Source organism: Parazoarcus communis, from assembly GCF_003111665.1.
Classification (GTDB): domain Bacteria; phylum Pseudomonadota; class Gammaproteobacteria; order Burkholderiales; family Rhodocyclaceae; genus Parazoarcus; species Parazoarcus communis_B.
In genome coordinates this window covers 1,311,882-1,330,144 of the sequence record NZ_CP022188.1, presented here as the reverse complement: position 1 = coordinate 1,330,144, position 18,263 = coordinate 1,311,882, and the positions used below count along the sequence as shown (strand labels likewise).

The 18,263-nt window shown below is 65.3% G+C and carries 8 protein-coding genes; 7 read left to right on the top strand and 1 reads right to left on the bottom strand.

The features are described from left to right. The first annotated feature begins 146 nt into the window (after positions 1-146). The 7 genes from CEW87_RS06000 to CEW87_RS05970 all read left to right on the top strand — a co-directional run bounded on the left by CEW87_RS06000 (position 147) and on the right by CEW87_RS05970 (position 16,625). On the top strand, positions 147-1,526 hold the full coding sequence (locus CEW87_RS06000; RefSeq protein WP_159098092.1) for an HlyD family efflux transporter periplasmic adaptor subunit: 1,380 nt from the start codon (positions 147-149) through the stop codon (positions 1,524-1,526). After that, entirely contained in the window at positions 1,511-3,661 is a 2,151-nt protein-coding gene (locus tag CEW87_RS05995; protein ID WP_108971878.1) for a PqqD family peptide modification chaperone, read from the top strand. The genes CEW87_RS06000 and CEW87_RS05995 overlap by 16 nt, the downstream gene beginning before the upstream one ends. A gap of 1 nt (position 3,662) precedes the next feature. Continuing rightward, positions 3,663-5,624, top strand: a complete 1,962-nt coding sequence (locus CEW87_RS05990) for a hypothetical protein (RefSeq protein WP_159098091.1) — start codon at positions 3,663-3,665, stop codon at positions 5,622-5,624. Between the two features lie 3 nt (positions 5,625-5,627). Further along, positions 5,628-6,572 carry an efflux RND transporter periplasmic adaptor subunit gene (locus tag CEW87_RS05985; protein WP_108971876.1) on the top strand — a complete coding sequence of 315 codons (945 nt, stop codon included), beginning with the start codon at positions 5,628-5,630 and terminating at the stop codon, positions 6,570-6,572. A 15-nt stretch (positions 6,573-6,587) separates the two neighbouring features. Next, the gene (locus tag CEW87_RS05980) at positions 6,588-11,762 is read left to right on the top strand and encodes a cadherin-like domain-containing protein (RefSeq protein ID WP_108971875.1); all 5,175 of its coding nucleotides are present in this window, start codon (positions 6,588-6,590) and stop codon (positions 11,760-11,762) included. Next, complete coding sequence (locus tag CEW87_RS22925; RefSeq protein WP_108971874.1) at positions 11,759-14,719, top strand: response regulator; 2,961 nt, start codon at positions 11,759-11,761, stop codon at positions 14,717-14,719. The genes CEW87_RS05980 and CEW87_RS22925 overlap by 4 nt, the downstream gene beginning before the upstream one ends. A 103-nt stretch (positions 14,720-14,822) precedes the next feature. Then, a complete protein-coding gene (locus CEW87_RS05970; RefSeq protein WP_108971873.1) occupies positions 14,823-16,625 on the top strand; it encodes a putative bifunctional diguanylate cyclase/phosphodiesterase in 1,803 nt (600 codons plus the stop codon). Positions 16,626-16,663: 38 nt separating this feature from the next. Here the strand turns inward: CEW87_RS05970 and CEW87_RS05965 are convergent, their stop codons facing one another. After that, positions 16,664-18,232, bottom strand: a complete 1,569-nt coding sequence (locus CEW87_RS05965) for a PLP-dependent aminotransferase family protein (protein ID WP_199917127.1) — start codon at positions 18,230-18,232, stop codon at positions 16,664-16,666. Positions 18,233-18,263: the final 31 nt, after the last annotated feature.

Genomic DNA, 18,263 nt, shown 5'->3' with positions numbered 1-18,263 from the left:
TCGCCCCGAACCGGGCAGCAGACAGCGCGCGACCCAAAGTGGTGCGTTCAAGACGCATTAAGTGTGCCAGATGCGTCTTTCGATGGTGTTCAGTTCATGCCACTATTGGCCAACACCGTATCCAGCCCAACACAGCCCGCTGCTCAATGACCCAGACCACTCCCCGGCACAACCCGCACCTGAGCCTGGTCCTGCGCTCGCAGGCGAAGCTGCTGAGCGCGCGCAGTCTGCAGGAAGCCGCGACCGCACTGGCAAACGAACTCGCCACGGCCTTCAGTTTGCGTGCGGCCTGCGTCGGTGTGGTCACGGACGGCAGTGCACGCCTGATCGCGACTGCTCACCTGGCCGCCCCGGACAAGCGCGACCTGAACGACCCGCTGGTCACGGCCGCCATGGACGAAGCCATCGATCAGGCGGCTGTCGTCGTATTCCCGGAACAGAACGCCGCTGGGCTCAATGTCACCCGCGCCCACCAGATGCTTGCCCGGCGCAGCGGCACGGCCCTGTGCACGGTGCCCATCCTCGCGGAAACATCGCCGATCGGTGCCCTGCTGCTGGAACATGAACCGGACGCCGTGTTCAGCGCGGAAATGCTCGAAGCGGTGGAGCAGATCGCCGCCCTCGCGGGGCCTGTGATCGAATTGCGCCAACGCGCCGAAGCCCCGGTGTTGCAACGCGTCGGCAACGCCTTGCGCCCACCCGGCAAGGCACCGGCGCCGCGAACTCGCCTGCTCGGGCTGGCTGCGGCTGTGCTGGTGCTGGCCGCACTGCTGGTGCCCCTGCCGCACACACTGACCGCCGACGCCCGGATCGAGGGCGAGATTCAACGCGCAATGGTCGCCCCCGTAGACGGGTTCATCGAGAAGGCCTTCGTCCGTCCGGGCGACGTGGTGGAGCAGGGACAGACCCTGGTCCGGCTCGCCGATCGCGAGCTTCAACTCGAGCGCCGCAAGCTCGAAAGCGAACTGGCGCAGCACGACAATGCCTTTGCCGCAGCACAGAGCGAAGCCGACCGCGGCAAGATGGTGCTCGCCCATGCGCGCGGCGAAGAATCCGGCGCCCGCATCGCCCTGATCGATCACCAGCTTGAGCGCAGCCTGATCCGCGCACCCATGGACAGCGTGGTACTGACCGGCAACCTCGACCAGGCCGAAGGCACACCGGTGCAGCGCGGAGACGTGCTGCTGGTGCTCGCACCGCAGGCCAGATACCGGCTGATGATCGAGGTCGATGAGCGTGACATTGCGCGGGTCGCTGCCGGTGCAGCAGGGCAGGTGGCGCTGTCGGCCTTGCCCGACACCGCGATGCGCTTCACCGTACAGCGGGTGATGCCGGTCACCACCGACCGCGACGGTCGCCACTTTGTCGAGGTCGAAGCGCAACTCGACGCACCGGCCGCGGCGACCCAGCCCGGCATGCGCGGCTACGCACGCATCGAGAGCGGCACGTCGCCGCTGCTGAGCCAGCTCACACGCCGCCTGCGCGGCTGGTTCGAACTCCAGATCTGGGCGTGGCTGGGGCTGTGAACGAGGCGCTCTACAGCCCGCAATGGCACGAAGTTGCGCCCTTGCGTCCGGCCTTGCGCAGCGTGGTGCGGGCACGTCGGCTGCGAGCGCGTGGCCGTGTGTGGCATGTGCTCTCCAGCCCCGACTCGCGCACCCAGTTGCGGCTCAACGAATCGGCCTGGCGCCTGGTCGGCCTGCTCGACGGCGGTCCCGACCTCGATACCCTGTGGCATCGGCTCGTCGAACGCTTCGGTGACGGTGCTCCGAGCCAGCCCGAAGTGCTGGAACTGCTTGCGCAGCTCAACAGCGCAGGTTTCCTGAAGGCCGACGTCCTGCCCGACCTCCCCACCCAGGTGGATGAAGCCCGGCGCCGCGAGCGCCAGCAGAACCGTGCGGCGATGAGCCCGCTGTCGATGCGGGTGCGCCTGTTCGACCCCGGCCCGCTGCTCGATCGCCTGCTGCCAGGCGTCACGGCGCTGTTTTCTCGCGGCGCCTGGCTGGCCTGGCTGCTCGTGGTCGTCCTCAGTGCGCTGTATGCGGCGAGCGAGTGGTCGGTGCTGGGTGAGGCGATTGCGCAGGCCAGCGGATCGCCCCGTTTCGTGCTGATCGCCTGGATCGTGTATCCGCTGATGAAGTGTGTGCACGAACTCGCACACGGCCTCGCGATACGGCGCTGGGGTGGCACGGTGGACAGTGCCGGTTTCACCCTGCTGGTGCTGGTGCCGGTGCCCTACGTCGATGCCCGTGCCGCCAACGCTTTCGAGCGCCGCCCGCGCATGCTGGTCAGCGCCATCGGGGTGATGACCGAACTGCTCATCGCCGCGCTGGCCTTCTGGGTGTGGCTGGCCGCCGCACCGGGCATGGTCCGCGATGTGGCCCTCACTGCGTTCTTCATCGGCGCGCTGTCATCGCTGCTGTTCAACGGCAATCCGCTGTTGCGCTTCGATGGCTACTACGTGCTGGCCGACGCGCTCGACCTGCCCAATCTGGCGTCACGCAGCCAGCGCTGGTGGCATGCACGCGTCGGCCACCATCTGCTCGGCGCGCGCATGCCGCTGCTCGATACCGCAGCGGGCGAAGGCAAGTGGCTCGCCCTGTATGCGCCTGCCTCGTGGGCCTTCCAGTTCGTCGTCGGCTACCAGATCATGCGCTGGATCGGCACCATGTCGCATCTGCTCGGCCTTGCCGCCGGCGCCTTCCTGATTGTCACCCTGCTGATCCTGCCGCTTGCGCGCGCGATCGGCGCCTGGCGCTCTGCAGACATCGGCCGGGTGCAGTCGCCGGTGCGGCGCCGCCTGATCGGTGTGACGGCGGGCGCCGCGCTTTGCCTCACGCTGCTGCCACTGCCATCGGCGACAACCGTACCCGGCATCATGAGCCTGCCCGAGCAGGCCCGCCTGAGCAGCGACAGCGGCGGCTTCGTGCGCGCAATCCTGGCCCGAGACGGCGACAAGGTGAGCAAGGGCCAGATTGTCGCCCGCCTCGAAGACCCCCGTCTGCTGACCAGGGCACGGGAAGCCCGCAGCCGCCTGTCGGCTCTTGAGGCGCAGCAGTACGGCAGCCTGCTGAGCGATCCGCGCGGCGCCGGCGATCTGGCGCAGCAGATTGCGAGCGCCGAAGCGGAACTTGCCGATATCGAAGCACAAATCGATGCCCTCGACCTGCACGCAGCCACCGATGGGGTGCTCGTCCTGCCACATCAGGACGACTTGCCAGACAGTTTTCTGGCCCGCGGCCATACCCTCGGTTACGTGCTGAAGCACGATGCCTTGGCGGTACGCGCCGTCGTGCCGCAAAGCGCAGCGGCGCGCGTGCGCCAAGCCACCACAGCAGTGAGCGTGCGCCTGTCCAGCAACGCAGACGAGTCCTACCCGGCCCTTATCCGCCAGGCTGCTGCCGGCGCCGGTCATGTGCTGCCCAGCGCGGCCCTGTCCGACCGTCATGGTGGCCCCATCCCGGTGCTCGCCGCCGACCCCGACGCCATTCGCACCGCTGACGCCTTCTTCGAGTTCGACATCGCCCTCGAACGTGCCCCCTCGGCGTGGATCGGCGAACGTGCCTGGATACGTTTCGAGCATCCCAACGAACCACTCGCGGTACAGTGGGGCCGTGACTTGCGCCAGTTGCTGCTGCAATTCTTCGACGGAGCGCCGTGAGATGAGCTTCCTGCGCCTGCCCATGAATACCGCTTCACCACTGCCAGCGCCCGGATTGCGCCATGGCCGCTACCCGCAGCAGCGCGGGGGCGATGCCACAATCGGCCGTGCAACGACCCTGCTACGCCAACTGCGCAGCCTGGCCGCGCCGGGACCAGGCCGCCATCTGCAAGCAGCAAAACGCATACAGGCCAGCATTCCCGCGCACTTCGACGACGCCGAATGTACGCGGCTCCGCCAGGCGCTGCGTGGCAGCGGCCTCGACGCCACCACGCGCGAGCGCGCGCTCGCTTTCATTGCTGCGGCGGCTCACGCCACACTCGGCCTGCGGCCGCACACGGTGCAGCTGGCCGCCGCCCACGCCATGTTATGCGGCGCCTTTGCCGAAATGGCGACCGGCGAGGGCAAGACCCTGGTCGTGGCACTGGCTGCAAGCGGTGCGGCACTGGCCGGCACCCCGGTTCACGTCATCACCGCCAACGATTATCTCGTCAGCCGTGACGCCGCGGAGATGACACCGCTCTACGCACGCCTTGGGCTGCGGGTTGGCACGGTATGCGAAGGCGACGGCGTGGATGCCCGTCGCGCCGCCTACGGCGCCGACATCACCTATGTAACGTCCCGCGAACTCGCCTTCGACTACCTGCGCGACAGCGTGCTCGTGCCTTTCGAGCCCGATCGCCTGACCGAGCTGACGCGTGCCTTTGCCGAGCCCGAACGCATGGGCCTGCGGGTATTGCGCGGGCTGTGCATGGCGATCGTGGACGAGGCCGACAGCGCCTTGATCGACGAGGCCCGAATGCCGCTCGTACTCGCCAGACCTCAGACCGGAGCAAGCGATGGCGCCGCGCTCGCCGCCGTGCTCGACTGCGCACGCAGCCTGGTACAGCACACCCACTTCGGCATCGAACGCGGCAGCCCCCGCGTCGAGCTGACCGCAGCCGGTCATGCCGCCGCGGCCAAGCTGGGCAAGAACACGCGCCTGCAGGCCGCCCGTCTGCAGCAGGCGCTTGCCGCCCTCCATGTCTACGCCCGCGACCGTCACTACGTGGTCAGGGACGGACAGGTTCATATTGTCGACGCCCAGACCGGGCGGATTGCCGACAAGCGCGCCTGGTCGCAGGAGCTGCACCGCTTCATCGAACTCAAGGAGGGCTGCGCGCTCGGCACCGAAAACGTGACCGCCGCGCAGATCACCTACCAGCGCTTCTTCCCGCGCTACCTGCAGCTCGCAGGGGTAAGCGGCACGCTGCGTGAATGCGCCGCCGAACTGGCCGCCGTGTACGATCGGCAGGTGGTGCGCCTGCCCACGCACAAACCACTGCAACGCAAGCTCGGTGCGCCGCGGGTGTTTGCCGACCGTGACGCAATGTGGACCGCCTGTGTGGAACGCGCACGCGCCCTGGCCGCAGCCGGTCGCGCGGTGCTGATCGGCACCGACTCGGTGCTGGACTCGCGCACGCTGTCGGCGCGACTGCACACGGCAGGCCTGCCACATATCGTACTCGACGCCCTGCAGGATGCCGACGAAGCCGCAATCGTCGCCCAGGCCGGGCTGCCGGGGCGCATCACCATTTCCACCCGCATGGCCGGCCGCGGCACCGACATCCGCCTGCAGCCGACGGTGCGCGATGCCGGCGGCCTGCATGTGATCTGCTGCCAGCACAACAGCACTGCACGCACCGACCGCCAGCTGCTCGGGCGCTGCGCGCGCCAGGGCGACCCGGGCAGTGCCGAGCATTTCCGCGCGCTCGATGCTGACGGCGTCGAAGAATGGCTGCCAAGCCTTGCGCGCCGCCTGCTGAGGCGACACCTGAACCGAGTACCCGGCCCGGTCGCGGCCTGGTTTTTCCGCTTTGGCCAGTACCGAATTGAAACCCGTGAACGTCACCTGCGCGCAGCCATGCTGCGTGCCGAACATCTTCAGCACCGCCGCAGCGCCTACCGCGGCCCTGGACTCTAAGCCATGAACAAGATCCTCTGTTTCTCCCTGCTCACCGCCTTCGCCACGATGACCAGCGCCGCACCGCCACCACAGCCGCTGGGTTGCCTGATCCAGGCCGACCAGGTGGCGGAGCTCGGTAGCGCGGTCACCGGCATCATCGACAGCATCAAGGTGGAACGCGGCGATACCGTGCGCCGCGGCCAGGTGCTGGCCACGCTGCGCGACGCCGTTGAGCGGGCGCAGATCGATGTTGCGCGCAGCAGGGCAGAGATCGAGGCCGAAATACGCGGCGCCCAGGCCAACCTGGACCTGGCCAACGACCGCCAGCGTCGCGCCAACGACCTCTTTGCGCGCAACTTCGTTTCATCCCAGGCGGTGGAACAGGCCGATGCCGACGTGCGCATTGCCCAGGAAAAACTGCAGCAGGCGCGCGATCTGCAACGCGTGTCGAAACGCGAACTGGATCTGGCCGAAGCCCGCTTGAGCGAGCGCGTCGTACGCAGCCCCTTTGACGGCGTGGTCACCGACCGCTTCATGTCGGTAGGCGAGCGGGTCGAAGAGCGCGCGCTGCTGCGCGTTGCCAAGCTCAACCCGCTGCGGGTCGAGGTCGTACTGCCGAACACGCTGTATGGCAGCATCGAACCGGGCATGGTCGCCGACATCCGGCCCGACCTCCCGGGGCTTGACCTGATCAATGCCACGGTCACGCGGGTGGACAAGGTGCTCGACGCCGCCAGCAATACCTTCCGTGCCCGCCTCGAACTGCCCAACCCGAACAACCGCATTCCGGCCGGCGTGCGCTGCAAGGCCAGCTTCGCCAACGCCGGCGGCGCAGGCACCGAAACTGCACCGCAACCCAAGGCAACTGCGCCACGCGCCTCGAGCAGCCGTGCCGACATGTCCTTCGACACCGTGCTGACGCGGTTCAGACCGGGGCAGCAGCCACGGCCTGAGCGCCGTCTGTAAGCGGGCGCCACCGCCATGCTACGCCTGCTCACCCGTCACCTGCGCCGCCTGCTACCCGCACGCCCGCCGGCACTGCGACAGCGTCCGCTGGCCGAGCAGATGGAGCCGCGCCTGCTGTATTCGGCAGACCTCTCGCCGGCGGGGCTGTTTTCCGGCGCCGCCATGCCGGCGGCAGAGACCCGCACGCTCGACGCACCCACTGCAGACTGGCTTGCCACCGAGTCCACCCAGGATCTGAGCCGGGAACTCCTCATTGTCGACAGCGGCGTAGAGGATGCCGACGCCCTGATCGACGAACTGCGAGCCACGCGGCCCACGCTCGATGTGGTGTTTCTCGACAGCACGCGTGACGGGGTGGAGCAGATTGGCAGCATCCTTTCGCAGTACTCGAACCTCGGCGCCGTGCACATCCTGTCGCACGGCAGCGCAGGGCAGTTGTTGCTGGGCAATTCCGTACTCGACGCTGCAAGCCTGGAGAGCCGCTCCGCAAGCATCGCCGACTGGTCACTGGCGCTTGGCGCCGATGCCGACATCCTGCTCTACGGCTGCGATGTGGCCGCCGGCGAGGAGGGGCTGTACTTCATCGACCGCTTTGCACGCCTGACCGGTGCCGATGTCGCAGCCAGCACCGACCGCACCGGCGCAACAACGGCCGGCGGCAACTGGGTGCTGGAACAACGCACCGGCGCGATCGAAGCCGCCACGCTCGCCAGTTTCAGCTGGCAGGGCAGTCTCGGGGTCACGGCGGTAAGCGGTGATATCGCACTGAGCTCACCTACCGGCGGCACCCAGGATAACGTGGCTGTTGCCATGCTGGACAATGGTGTCTGGCTGGCCGTTTGGGAATCCGACACTTCTCTCACCGGAAAAGGGATTTTTGGCCGCCTGTACAACGCAGATGGAACGGCAAGGGGCGCCCAATTCACTGTTAATGGAACGACGCTCGGAGACCAGACCACGCCTGCTGTAGCAAGCGACGGGAGTGGAGGTTTCGTGGTGAGCTGGGTAAGCAACCACGGTTTCGACAAGGACGTCTATGTGCGGCGCTTCGACGCTACGGGCAACCCGTTGACCGGCGAGATTCTTGTCACCAGCGGCAATTTCGACGCGACCACTGGCGACCAGTTCACACCAAGTGTGGCCATGGCATCCAACGGCGATTTCGTGGTCGCCTGGAGCGGAAACGGTCTGGCAGACAACGAAGGAGTCTATGCGCGCCGCTTCAGCAGTAACGGAACACCCAAGGCTGAAGGCGTACTCACGGTCAATACCTTCATCTCCAACAAGCAAGTCACGCCAAGCGTTGCAATGGCCGATGACGGTCGCTTCGTCATCACCTGGATGGATGAGGGTCAAAACAAGAGAATTTTCGCACGCACTTATGACAGCTCAGCTTCGGCGGGGAGCGTGATATCGGTTCAGCAGACACGATACGGCGACGCAAAGGGACCTGACGTTGCCATGGATGCCAGCGGCAATTTCGTCGTGGTGTGGGCCGAGGTCAACATTGACTCAGGCCATGCTGTCCGCATGCAACGTTTCGGCGCCGACGGCGCGTTTAGCGGAACCCCCATCACCGTCAATACCTACACATCGAACGACCAGGAAAATCCGAGGATTTCGATGAATGCGCGTGGTGATCTGGTCATTGCATGGGAATCAAACGGACAGGACACCGACAGCGAATCGATTGTGATGAAGAGCTTCCTGAGCGGTTCGGTCACGGGCACTGAGATCCTCGTCAATGGCTACTTCAAGGACACGCAGGAAATACCGGACATCGCCCTCAACAATGCAGGTCAACTCGTCGTCGCGTGGCAGGGAGAGGCCCAGGCGGCCACCAGCGACGATGAGGATGTCTCCGCCAAGACCTATACCTGGCCCGAAAGCGCCACGGCCAATGCCGCACCGGCACTGAACACCAGCACGACGCTTGTGCTCGCGGCCATCAACGAAGACGCCCCGGCGCCAGTTGGCGCGGTGGGGTGGTCGGTCACCGATCTGGTGAGTCTCAACACTTCCGGCAGCGGTCCGCAGAACGTCAGCGACAGCAACAGCGGCGCGGTCACCGGCATCGCCCTGACCGCTGTTGACGCCACCAATGGCCAGTGGCGCTACAGCACAGACAACGGCGTTAACTGGACTCTGATCGATGCTGCCACGCTGAGCTCGACAAACGCCCTGCTGCTGGCAGCGACCAGCCAGACCCGCCTGCACTACACACCAAACGCGAACACCAACGGCACCCTGGCAACAGCGGTCAGTTTCCGTGCCTGGGACCGCTCGAGCGGCAGCAACGGCGCGCTTGCAGACACCTCCAGCAACGGCGGAACGACCGCATTCAGCACCAGCATTGGCAGTGCGAGTCTGAACGTCGTCGCAGTAAACGACGCACCCACGGTGGTCGCGATCGATCTGGGCAATATCAACGAAGATAGCGGCAGTTTCACCATTACCCAGGCCATGTTGCTCGTCGGCGCCGCGGACATCGAAGGCGACACCCTCACCGCGATCAATCTGAGCACCGCTCCCGCAAACGGTACGCTCACCGACAATCTGGACGGGACCTGGACCTACACCCCGACGGCAAACCTCAACGGCCCCGTGAGCTTCAGCTTCGGCGTCAGCGACGGCACAACCACCACCGCCAACACCGCCAGCCTTAACGTCATCGCAGTAAACGACGCACCCACGGTGGTCGCGATCGATCTGGGCAATATCGACGAAGATAGCGGCAGTTTCACCATCACGCAGGCCATATTGCTCGCCGGCGCCTCGGACATCGATGGCGATGCCCTCACCGCGATCAATCTGAGCACCGCTCCCGCAAACGGTGCGCTCACCGACAATCTGGACGGGACCTGGACCTACACCCCGACGGCAAACCTCAACGGCCCCGTGAGCTTCAGCTTCGGCGTCAGCGACGGCACAACCACCACCGCCAACACCGCCAGCCTTAACGTCGTCGCAGTAAACGACACACCCACGGTGGTCGCGATCGATCTGGGCAATATCGACGAAGATAGCGGCAGTTTCACCATCACGCAGGCCATGTTGCTCGCCGGCGCCTCGGACATCGATGGCGATGCCCTCACCGCGATCAATCTGAGCACCGCTCCCGCAAACGGTGCGCTCACCGACAATCTGGACGGGACCTGGACCTACACCCCGACGGCAAACCTCAACGGCCCCGTGAGCTTCAGCTTCGGCGTCAGCGACGGCACAACCACCACCGCCAACACCGCCAGCCTTAACGTCGTCGCAGTAAACGACACACCCACGGTGGTCGCGATCGATCTGGGCAATATCGACGAAGATAGCGGCAGTTTCACCATCACGCAGGCCATGTTGCTCGCCGGCGCCTCGGACATCGACGGCGATGCCCTCACCGCGGTCAATCTCACCGTCAGCGGCGGCACCGCGACCGGCACCCTCACCGCCATCGGCGGCGGCTCCTGGACCTATACCCCCGCAGCCAACTCCAACGGCTCCGTGATTTTCGCCTTCGAGGTCAGCGACGGCACGACCACCACCGCAAACACCGCCAGCCTGAACGTCGTCGCAATAAACGACGCACCCACGGTGGTCGCGATCGATATGGGCAATATCAACGAAGATAGCGGCAGTTTCACCATCACGCAGGCCATGTTGCTCGCCGGCGCCTCGGACATCGACGGCGATGCCCTCACCGCGGTCAATCTCACCGTCAGCGGCGGCACCGCGACCGGCACCCTCACCGCCATCGGCGGCGGCTCCTGGACCTATACCCCCGCAGCCAACTCCGACGGCTCCGTGACTTTCGCCTTCGAGGTCAGCGACGGCACGACCACCACCGCAAACACCGCCAGCCTGAACGTCGTCGCAATAAACGATGCGCCCACCGTGGTCGCGATTGATCTGGGCAATATCGACGAAGATAGCGGCAGTTTCACCATCACGCAGGCCATGTTGCTCGCCGGCGCTGCGGACATCGACGGCGATGCCCTCACCGCGGTCAATCTCACCGTCAGCGGCGGCACCGCGACCGGCACCCTCACCGCCATCGGCGGCGGCTCCTGGACCTATACCCCCGCAGACAACTCCAACGGCTCCGTGACTTTCGCCTTCGAGGTCAGCGACGGCACAACCACCACCGCAAACACTGCCGCGCTGAACATCAACGCGATAAATGACGCCCCGACCGTGAGTACTATCGGCAGTCAAAACATCACGGCCGGCGAGGGCTTTGGCCCGCTCGGGTTTGTGATTGGCGACGTGGATACGTCCGTCACCACACTGGTGGTGAAGGCCTACTCCAGCAATCAGACCGTGGTGCCGGATACTGCCGTGCAGCTCTCCGGCGGCGGCACCAACCGCACGCTGAGCGTGCTGGCAGGCCATGGCGGTGGCGCCGGCACGACCACCATCGTGATCGAGGTCGACGATGGTTTCATCACCACCCGCACCAGCTTCACGGTGAATGCCGTGTCGCCACCCGTGCCAGCGGTCGAAACTGCGCCGCCGGCTGCGCCAGAACCGGCGCCTTCACCGCCCGCCGAGCCCGTCGTCAGGGAGGAAGCATCGCGCGCCGAGCCCACAGATACGGCGGCCGAGGCGCCAGTTGCACCTGCTGCACCCGCGGCCCAGGTACTGGCTGAAGCCCCGTTGCCGCAGATCGTGCTGACCCAGGAAACAAACGACGCCGTCGCAAGCGTAGACATCGTCGAGGATGGCGCCATCGTGCCCGTCTCGCTCAGCCTGAGCGACACCGATGTGCTTGCGCTGCTTTACAGCTCTCCCGATCTGTCGGCTACGCGCACGCTGGAATCGGAGGTGAGCCGCAGCCTGCGCGAGGCCCGAATGGAGCAGGCCTTTGCCGATCTGCGCAACGCGGCCGATCAGGAAGCACGGGGCGAGCGACAGACGGTGGCGGTTGCGACGGTCACTGGGGCCGGACTGACCATCGGCTATGTGGCCTGGATCATCCGTGGCGGGGTACTCGTCAGTAGCCTGCTGACCACCATGCCGGCATGGCGCCTGCTGGACCCGCTCCCGATTCTGGGCAACTCCCGTCAAAGCGACACCGGCGACGACGACTCCCTCGAGTCCCTGGTTGACGGCACACCTGAAAACCCACCCGAGCCGGTTCATACCCCAGAGATCACGCCCGCGGCACCGGCATCCGCGCAGCAACAGGAAGCAAGGCAATGATGCGCAAACTCAGCGCCAAAGCGCATATCTCGGTCGGTCTGGCCTTCCTCGTTCTCAGCGTGCTGCTCGCGGCGAGCTTCTTTGGCATGATTCCCGACCGTGCCGCAGCGGTACGCGACGGCAGGGTTGCACTGGCCGAGGCGATCGCAGCCAACGCCGCCGAAATCGCCTCCAACGGCGAGGAGCACTGGCTCGCACCGACCCTGCGCCTGGTGGTGAAGCGTAACGAGCACCTGCTCTCTGCCGCGCTGCGCAACCAGAAAGGCGAGGTTGTTCTTGAAGTTGGTCAGCACATCGGAAACTGGACGCTTGGCAACGATGAGCGCTCTACCGACGAACAGATCCAGGTCCCCATCCTTGCAGGCAAGACGGCGTGGGGAAAGCTCGAACTGCGCTTCGAACCGATTTTCGCGCCGGGCGTCATGGGGGTGCTGCACAACCCGCTGACACAACTGCTCGGCTTTGTATTCTTCGGCTCGCTCACGGTGTTTTACTTCTACCTGCGCAAGGTACTGCGCCATCTCGACCCCTCCGGTGCGGTGCCCAGCCGGGTGCGCAACGCCCTCGATACGCTGACCGAGGGGCTGCTGGTGCTTGATCGCAAACAGACCGTCGTTCTGGCCAACCGCGCTTTTGCCGAGTTCGTCGGCCGCGAAACCAGCGCGCTGGTGGGCATGAACGCCACCACGCTGCCCTGGGTCAGTGTTGACGGGGCAGCGCTTCAAGCGGAACAACTGCCGTGGACGCTGGCACTGCGCGACGGCGAGCCTCAGGTCAATCACACGCTGCACATGCGCACCGGCGACACCGAACAACGCACCTTCCAGATCAACTGCGCGCCCGTGCTGGGCGGTGACGGCAAGCCTGGTGGCGTGCTGGTGAGTGTGGACGACATTACCGAGATCGAAGAAAACAGCATCGAACTGGAAAAGGCAAAGAACGCGGCCGATACTGCGAACCGCGCGAAGAGCGACTTCCTGGCCAACATGAGCCACGAAATCCGTACGCCGATGAACGCGATTCTCGGCTTTACCGAACTGCTGCGCCGGGGCTATTCACGGGACGACAGCAACGCCGCGCGCCACCTCAACACCATTCATTCCAGTGGCAAGCATCTGCTCGCACTGATCAACGACATTCTCGACCTGTCCAAGGTGGAATCCGGACAGCTCGAAGTCGAATCCATTGCCTGTTCGCCCTATGCGCTCGCCCACCAGGTGGTGCAGACGATGAACGTCAAGGCCGAGGAGAAAGGCCTCAGGCTCGACCTGCATGTCGATGGCAGCATCCCGGAAACCATCCTCTCCGATGCCCCCCGGATCCGCCAGGTTCTGACCAACCTGATTGGCAATGCAATCAAGTTCACCGAGCACGGCGGCGTCACCCTCACCCTGAGCCTGGACACAAGCACCGACCCGGCCCTGCTGCGCTTTGCAGTTCGCGACACCGGTATCGGGATCGCGCAAGACAAGGTCGCAGCGGTGTTCGAACCTTTCGTGCAGGCAGACAGCAGCGTACACCGCCGCTTTGGCGGCACCGGTCTCGGCCTGACCATCAGCCGGCGCTTTGCGCGCGCGCTCGGCGGCGACATCATCGTCACCAGCGTGGCCGGCGAGGGCAGCACCTTCGCCGCCAGCTTCGCGACCGGTGCGCTTGCGGGTATCCGACTGCTCGACGACGCGAGCCTGCGTCAAACCGTCAATGTCGAGCTTGCGGAGGCAGGCTCGCGCTGGGTCATGCCGGCCACGGCACGCATTCTGGTGGTCGATGACGGCGACGAAAACCGCGAACTGGTCGCCACCGTACTCGGCGAATTCGGACTCAAGCCGGATGAGGCCGAAAACGGCCAGATCGCTGTCGACAAGGCAGGTGCCAAGGCCTACGACCTGATCCTGATGGACATGCAGATGCCGGTGATGGACGGCTTTACCGCAACCCGCACGCTGCGCGCTGCCGGGATTGCCACACCGATCGTCGCCCTCACCGCCAATGCGATGCGCGGCTTCGAACAGGAGGTCATCGCGGCGGGCTGCAGTGCCTACCTGACCAAGCCGGTCGATATCGATGCCCTGCTGGCCATGGTGGCGAACGTCGTCGGCGGACACCGCGAACATGCCGGGAGCGACCAGGCAGAGCGTGTGGAGGCGGCAACGCCGGTGATCGCAGCAGACACCGGGACGACCGCGACATCGGCGGAGGCAAGCACAGCTGCGCCGATTCAGTCGCGACTCGCCAGCAAGCCGCGCATGCATGCGGTCATCGGCAAGTTTGTGGTGCGCATGCGCGAACAGCTTCCGGTGCTGGTCTCTGCGCAGGAGGGTGGAAATTTCCGCGAGCTGGCCGCCCTGGCGCACTGGCTCAAGGGCGCGGGCGGTACAGTCGGCTTCGACGATTTCACCGAGCCGGCAGCCGAACTCGAGCAGGCGGCCCGGCAGGACGACGCCGCAGCCTGCGCGCACTGCATGAACACCATCCGCGATATCGCTAGCCGTATCGCAGCGCCCGAGGGAGCGCCACCGTCTCCGGTGGAGACCGTCCCGCCACTGCCCGCGTCGTCACCGCCGCAGGCCGCAACGGACCCCACGGCCGAAGCAGCGCCCGCAATGATCCCGATTGCGGGCGAAAGCGGGGCACTGCACTCCGGGCTTGAGAGCAACCCGCGCCTGCACCGGGTGATCGCGAAATTCGTCATACGCATGCAATCGCAGATGCCCGAGTTCGACGCCGCACTTGCCGCCGGCGATTTCGGCACGCTGGCATCACTCGCACACTGGCTCAGGGGTGCGGCCGGTACCGTTGGCTTCCACGCCTTCACCGAGCCGTCACAAGAACTGGAAAATGCAGCAAAAGCAGCAGATCTGGACGGATGCAACTGTCAAGTTGCGGCGATCAGGGCACTATCCGGGCGCATGGTGGGGCCGCCCGAAACCGAGCACGCAGCATCGACCGCGCCGTGACGACGATCACGCCGGCATTCAGTTCGCATTCGCGATACCCTAGGACGAACTGAACGATGACGTTAAAGTTAAGGCAACCCAGAAGAAACCGACAAGCATCGAAATGAGCGAATTCGCCGCCCCTGAGCTTCCAGACCTGCCGACACGCGCGCCCGTGCGTGCCGTGAACGGAGATCCGATACGGCAATCCAGCATCATGCTGGTGGACGATGAAGAGATCACGCTCGACACCCTGCAGATCTTTCTCGAAGACGCGGGGTACGAGCGCTTCGTGCTGACTGCCGACGCCCGCGAAGCGATCCCCACGCTCGAGCGCGAGCGGCCGGACATCGTGCTGCTCGACCTGATGATGCCGCACGTCAACGGCTTCGAGATACTGGCCTATATCCGCAGTAATGAGCATTTCGAGCACCTGCCGGTCGTCGTGCTGACCTCCTCTTCAGACGCACCCACCAAGCTCAAGGCACTCGAAATGGGCGCCACCGATTTTCTGGCCAAACCGGTCGACGAGAGCGAACTCGTGCTTCGCGTGCGCAACACGCTTGCCGCCAAGGCCTATCAGGACCGGCTGGCCAACACAGACCGCCTGACCGGGCTGCCCAACCGGCATGTACTGGTCGATCGACTGGAATGGGCCATCAAGCAGGCAGAGCGAAACGGCCAGAGCGGCGCGCTGATGCTGCTCAACATCCACCGTTTCAGACAGCTGAACGAGGCCCTCGGCCCCGCCATGGCCGACGAACTGCTGCTTCGCGTCGCCCAGCGCCTTGAAATCGCCACCCGCGACAGCGATCTGCTCGCCGTGCTTCCCCAATCGGACAAGAATCAGGGACTGGCGCGCCTCGGCGGTGACGAGTTCGCCCTGCTCCTGCACGGAGAGCTCAGCCCGGAAACCATCGCCCGTATCGCGAGGCGCCTGCTGCGCGCGCTTGCCGAGCCCTTTCACCTGCAACAACAGGAACTCTACCTCGCGCTCAATATCGGTATCGCCATCTTCCCCGACGATGGAACCGACTCCAACGAAGTGCAGCGCAACGCAGGTATCGCGATCCGCTCACTGGAAAGTGAGCAGGCGAACCCTGAAGGCGCCTTCTGCTTTTATTCGAAGGAGCTCAACGCGCGCACGATCAGTGGTCTGGGACTGGAAAACGAACTGCGTCGTGCGCTGGAGCGCAACGAACTTGAGGTCTTCTACCAGCCAAAGTACGACGTCGTGAGCGAGGAAGTCGTCGGTGCCGAATGCCTGTTGCGCTGGAAGCATCCACAGCGCGGGTACGTCTCGCCGGTGGAGTTCATTCCGGTCGCGGAAGAAACCGGCCTCATCATCGACATCGGTCAGTATGTGCTCGAGGAGGCGTGCCGCAAGATTGCCCAGTGGGATGCGCAAGGTCTCAAACCTGGCACTCTGGCAGTGAATGCCTCGGTGCAGCAGTTCCGCCATCACTCGTTCAGGGGCGCGGTGCGCAATGCGCTGGCCACGTCCGGAATCACCCCGGCCCACCTCAAGATCGAGGTGACCGAATCGCTGCTGATGACGCAGCATGACCAGGCAACGGCCATGCTGGGCGATCTTCGGGCCCTTGGCGTGCAGCTTTCGATCGACGACTTCGGTACCGGATACTCGTCGCTGTCCTACCTGCGCAGCATGCCAATCGACGAACTCAAGATCGACCGCAGCTTCCTGACCGACGTCGAATCAAGCAAGGACAGCGCCGCCATCGTGCGTGCCATTCTGGCAATGGCGCACAGCCTCGATCTGGTGGTGGTGGCGGAAGGCGTGGAGACACAAGGCCAGCTGGCCTTCCTGCGCGAACACCGTTGCGACACCTTGCAGGGCTTTCTTTTCAGCCGCCCGCTCCCGGCACAGGACTTCGAGGATCTCCTCCGCGCCCGCCTCGGCGCCTGACCCTGAGCCAGCGCCGGGCGGCCACCCGCCGGCTGCACTCAACAGGCGATCGCCATCGCGACGGACCGTTTCACTGGAGGGCGCACAAGACGAACCGGGTGATGCACTTGCACAGGCCGGCACTTTGCCACGACCTGCGCGAGCGCGATGATGCCCGCCTCGATCTTCTCCGGTGCGATCGACGCATAGCCCAGCCGGATGAAGTGCGCGTGGTCCGGACCGGAGAAAAAGGGCTCGCCAGACTCGATCAGCACGCCTGCGTCCATCGCCTCCCGACGCAGGCGCACAGGATCGATGTCATCCGGCACTTTGGCCCAGATCGAGGCGCCCCCGCTGGGACGACGGAACTCGAAATCGGGCAGGTGACGAGTCAGGGCATCAGACAACAGCGCAGCCCGCTCCGACAGGATCGACGTGGTCCGGCGCAGGAGTGAGTCGTAATGCCCCTGTGCAATGAAGAGCGCGAGTGCGCGCTGGTTGTTGGATGGCGGATGGCGAACCATCAGGCGGCGCAGCTTTCGGGCAGCTGAAATGAGCTCCGGATTGCCCACCATGTAGCCGACGCGCAGCCCGGGTGAGATCACCTTGGATACGCTGCCGATATACACCACCTGATCGTGACGATCGATGGCCTTGAGCGCAGGCGAGGGCTGGCCGTTGTACTGGATCTCGGCATCGTAGTCGTCCTCGATGATCACCACGTCGTTTCGGGCCGCTTCCTGCAGCAAGGCGATGCGGCGCTCGGTGGACAGCGTGGCGCCTGAGGGGCAATGGTGGCTGGGGGTGCAGTACAGGTAACTCACATCCTTCAGATGACCGGGCGCCAGCGCGCCGTCGGCCTCCATCGGCACTGGCACGATGCGCGCCTGGCGCCGCGCGCAGATGTTGCGGGCGTCCATGTAGCCGGGCTCCTCGATGGCGACCCCGGTACCGGGCTTGATCAGCAGCTCGGCCAGCATGTAAAGGGCGTGCTGGGTGCCAAGGGTGATCAGGATCTCCGACGGGTGCGCGGCGATGCCCCGCCGCGGCAGCACCCGACGGATGAGCTGATCGACCAGTGCGTCGTCGTCATGCTCGATGGCGTCGGACGCCCAGTTGTGAATCTCGCCCACACTCAGCGCCAGCCGGCTGCACTCACGCCATTCGGCCACCGGAAACATCTTCGGATCGAACTGCCCATAGACGAATGGATAGGGGTAGCGCTGCCAGTCGGCCGGCTTCTCCAGCCACTTGTCCCGCTGGGGTGTAGCAGCCAGGCGTTTGCCCCACGCCACCCGCGTCGTGCTGGCTGCATTTTCGGACTGGATCGGCCCGGGTTGGGCAGCCGAACCTTGCCGGACGTAATAGCCGCTGCGCGGGCGTGCCTCGAGATAACCGTCACACACCAGTTGCTCAAGCGTGAGGACCACGGTGTTGCGGGCAACCTTCAGCATCGCAGCAAGATTTCGGCTGGAGGGCAGGCGTGAGCCACTGGCGATACGTGCATCAAGAATCGCCGCAACGATGGCACTGCGCAGCTGGCTTTGCAGCGTGGCGCCATCGCGCTCGAAGTCGGGCAGCAGCTGACGCCACATCAGGCAGCAATCCTTTTCCTGGCTTGGTTTCATGGCACCCGCTCCGGTTATGGTTCAAAGACCG

Coding starts and splice junctions, on each gene's coding strand:
- CEW87_RS06000 (WP_159098092.1), top strand. CDS start 147: ATGACCCAGACCACTCCCCGGCACAACCCGCACCTGAGCCTGGTCCTG.
- CEW87_RS05990 (WP_159098091.1), top strand. CDS start 3,663: ATGAGCTTCCTGCGCCTGCCCATGAATACCGCTTCACCACTGCCAGCG.
- CEW87_RS05985 (WP_108971876.1), top strand. CDS start 5,628: ATGAACAAGATCCTCTGTTTCTCCCTGCTCACCGCCTTCGCCACGATG.
- CEW87_RS05980 (WP_108971875.1), top strand. CDS start 6,588: ATGCTACGCCTGCTCACCCGTCACCTGCGCCGCCTGCTACCCGCACGC.
- CEW87_RS22925 (WP_108971874.1), top strand. CDS start 11,759: ATGATGCGCAAACTCAGCGCCAAAGCGCATATCTCGGTCGGTCTGGCC.
- CEW87_RS05970 (WP_108971873.1), top strand. CDS start 14,823: ATGAGCGAATTCGCCGCCCCTGAGCTTCCAGACCTGCCGACACGCGCG.
- CEW87_RS05965 (WP_199917127.1), bottom strand. CDS start 18,232: ATGAAACCAAGCCAGGAAAAGGATTGCTGCCTGATGTGGCGTCAGCTG.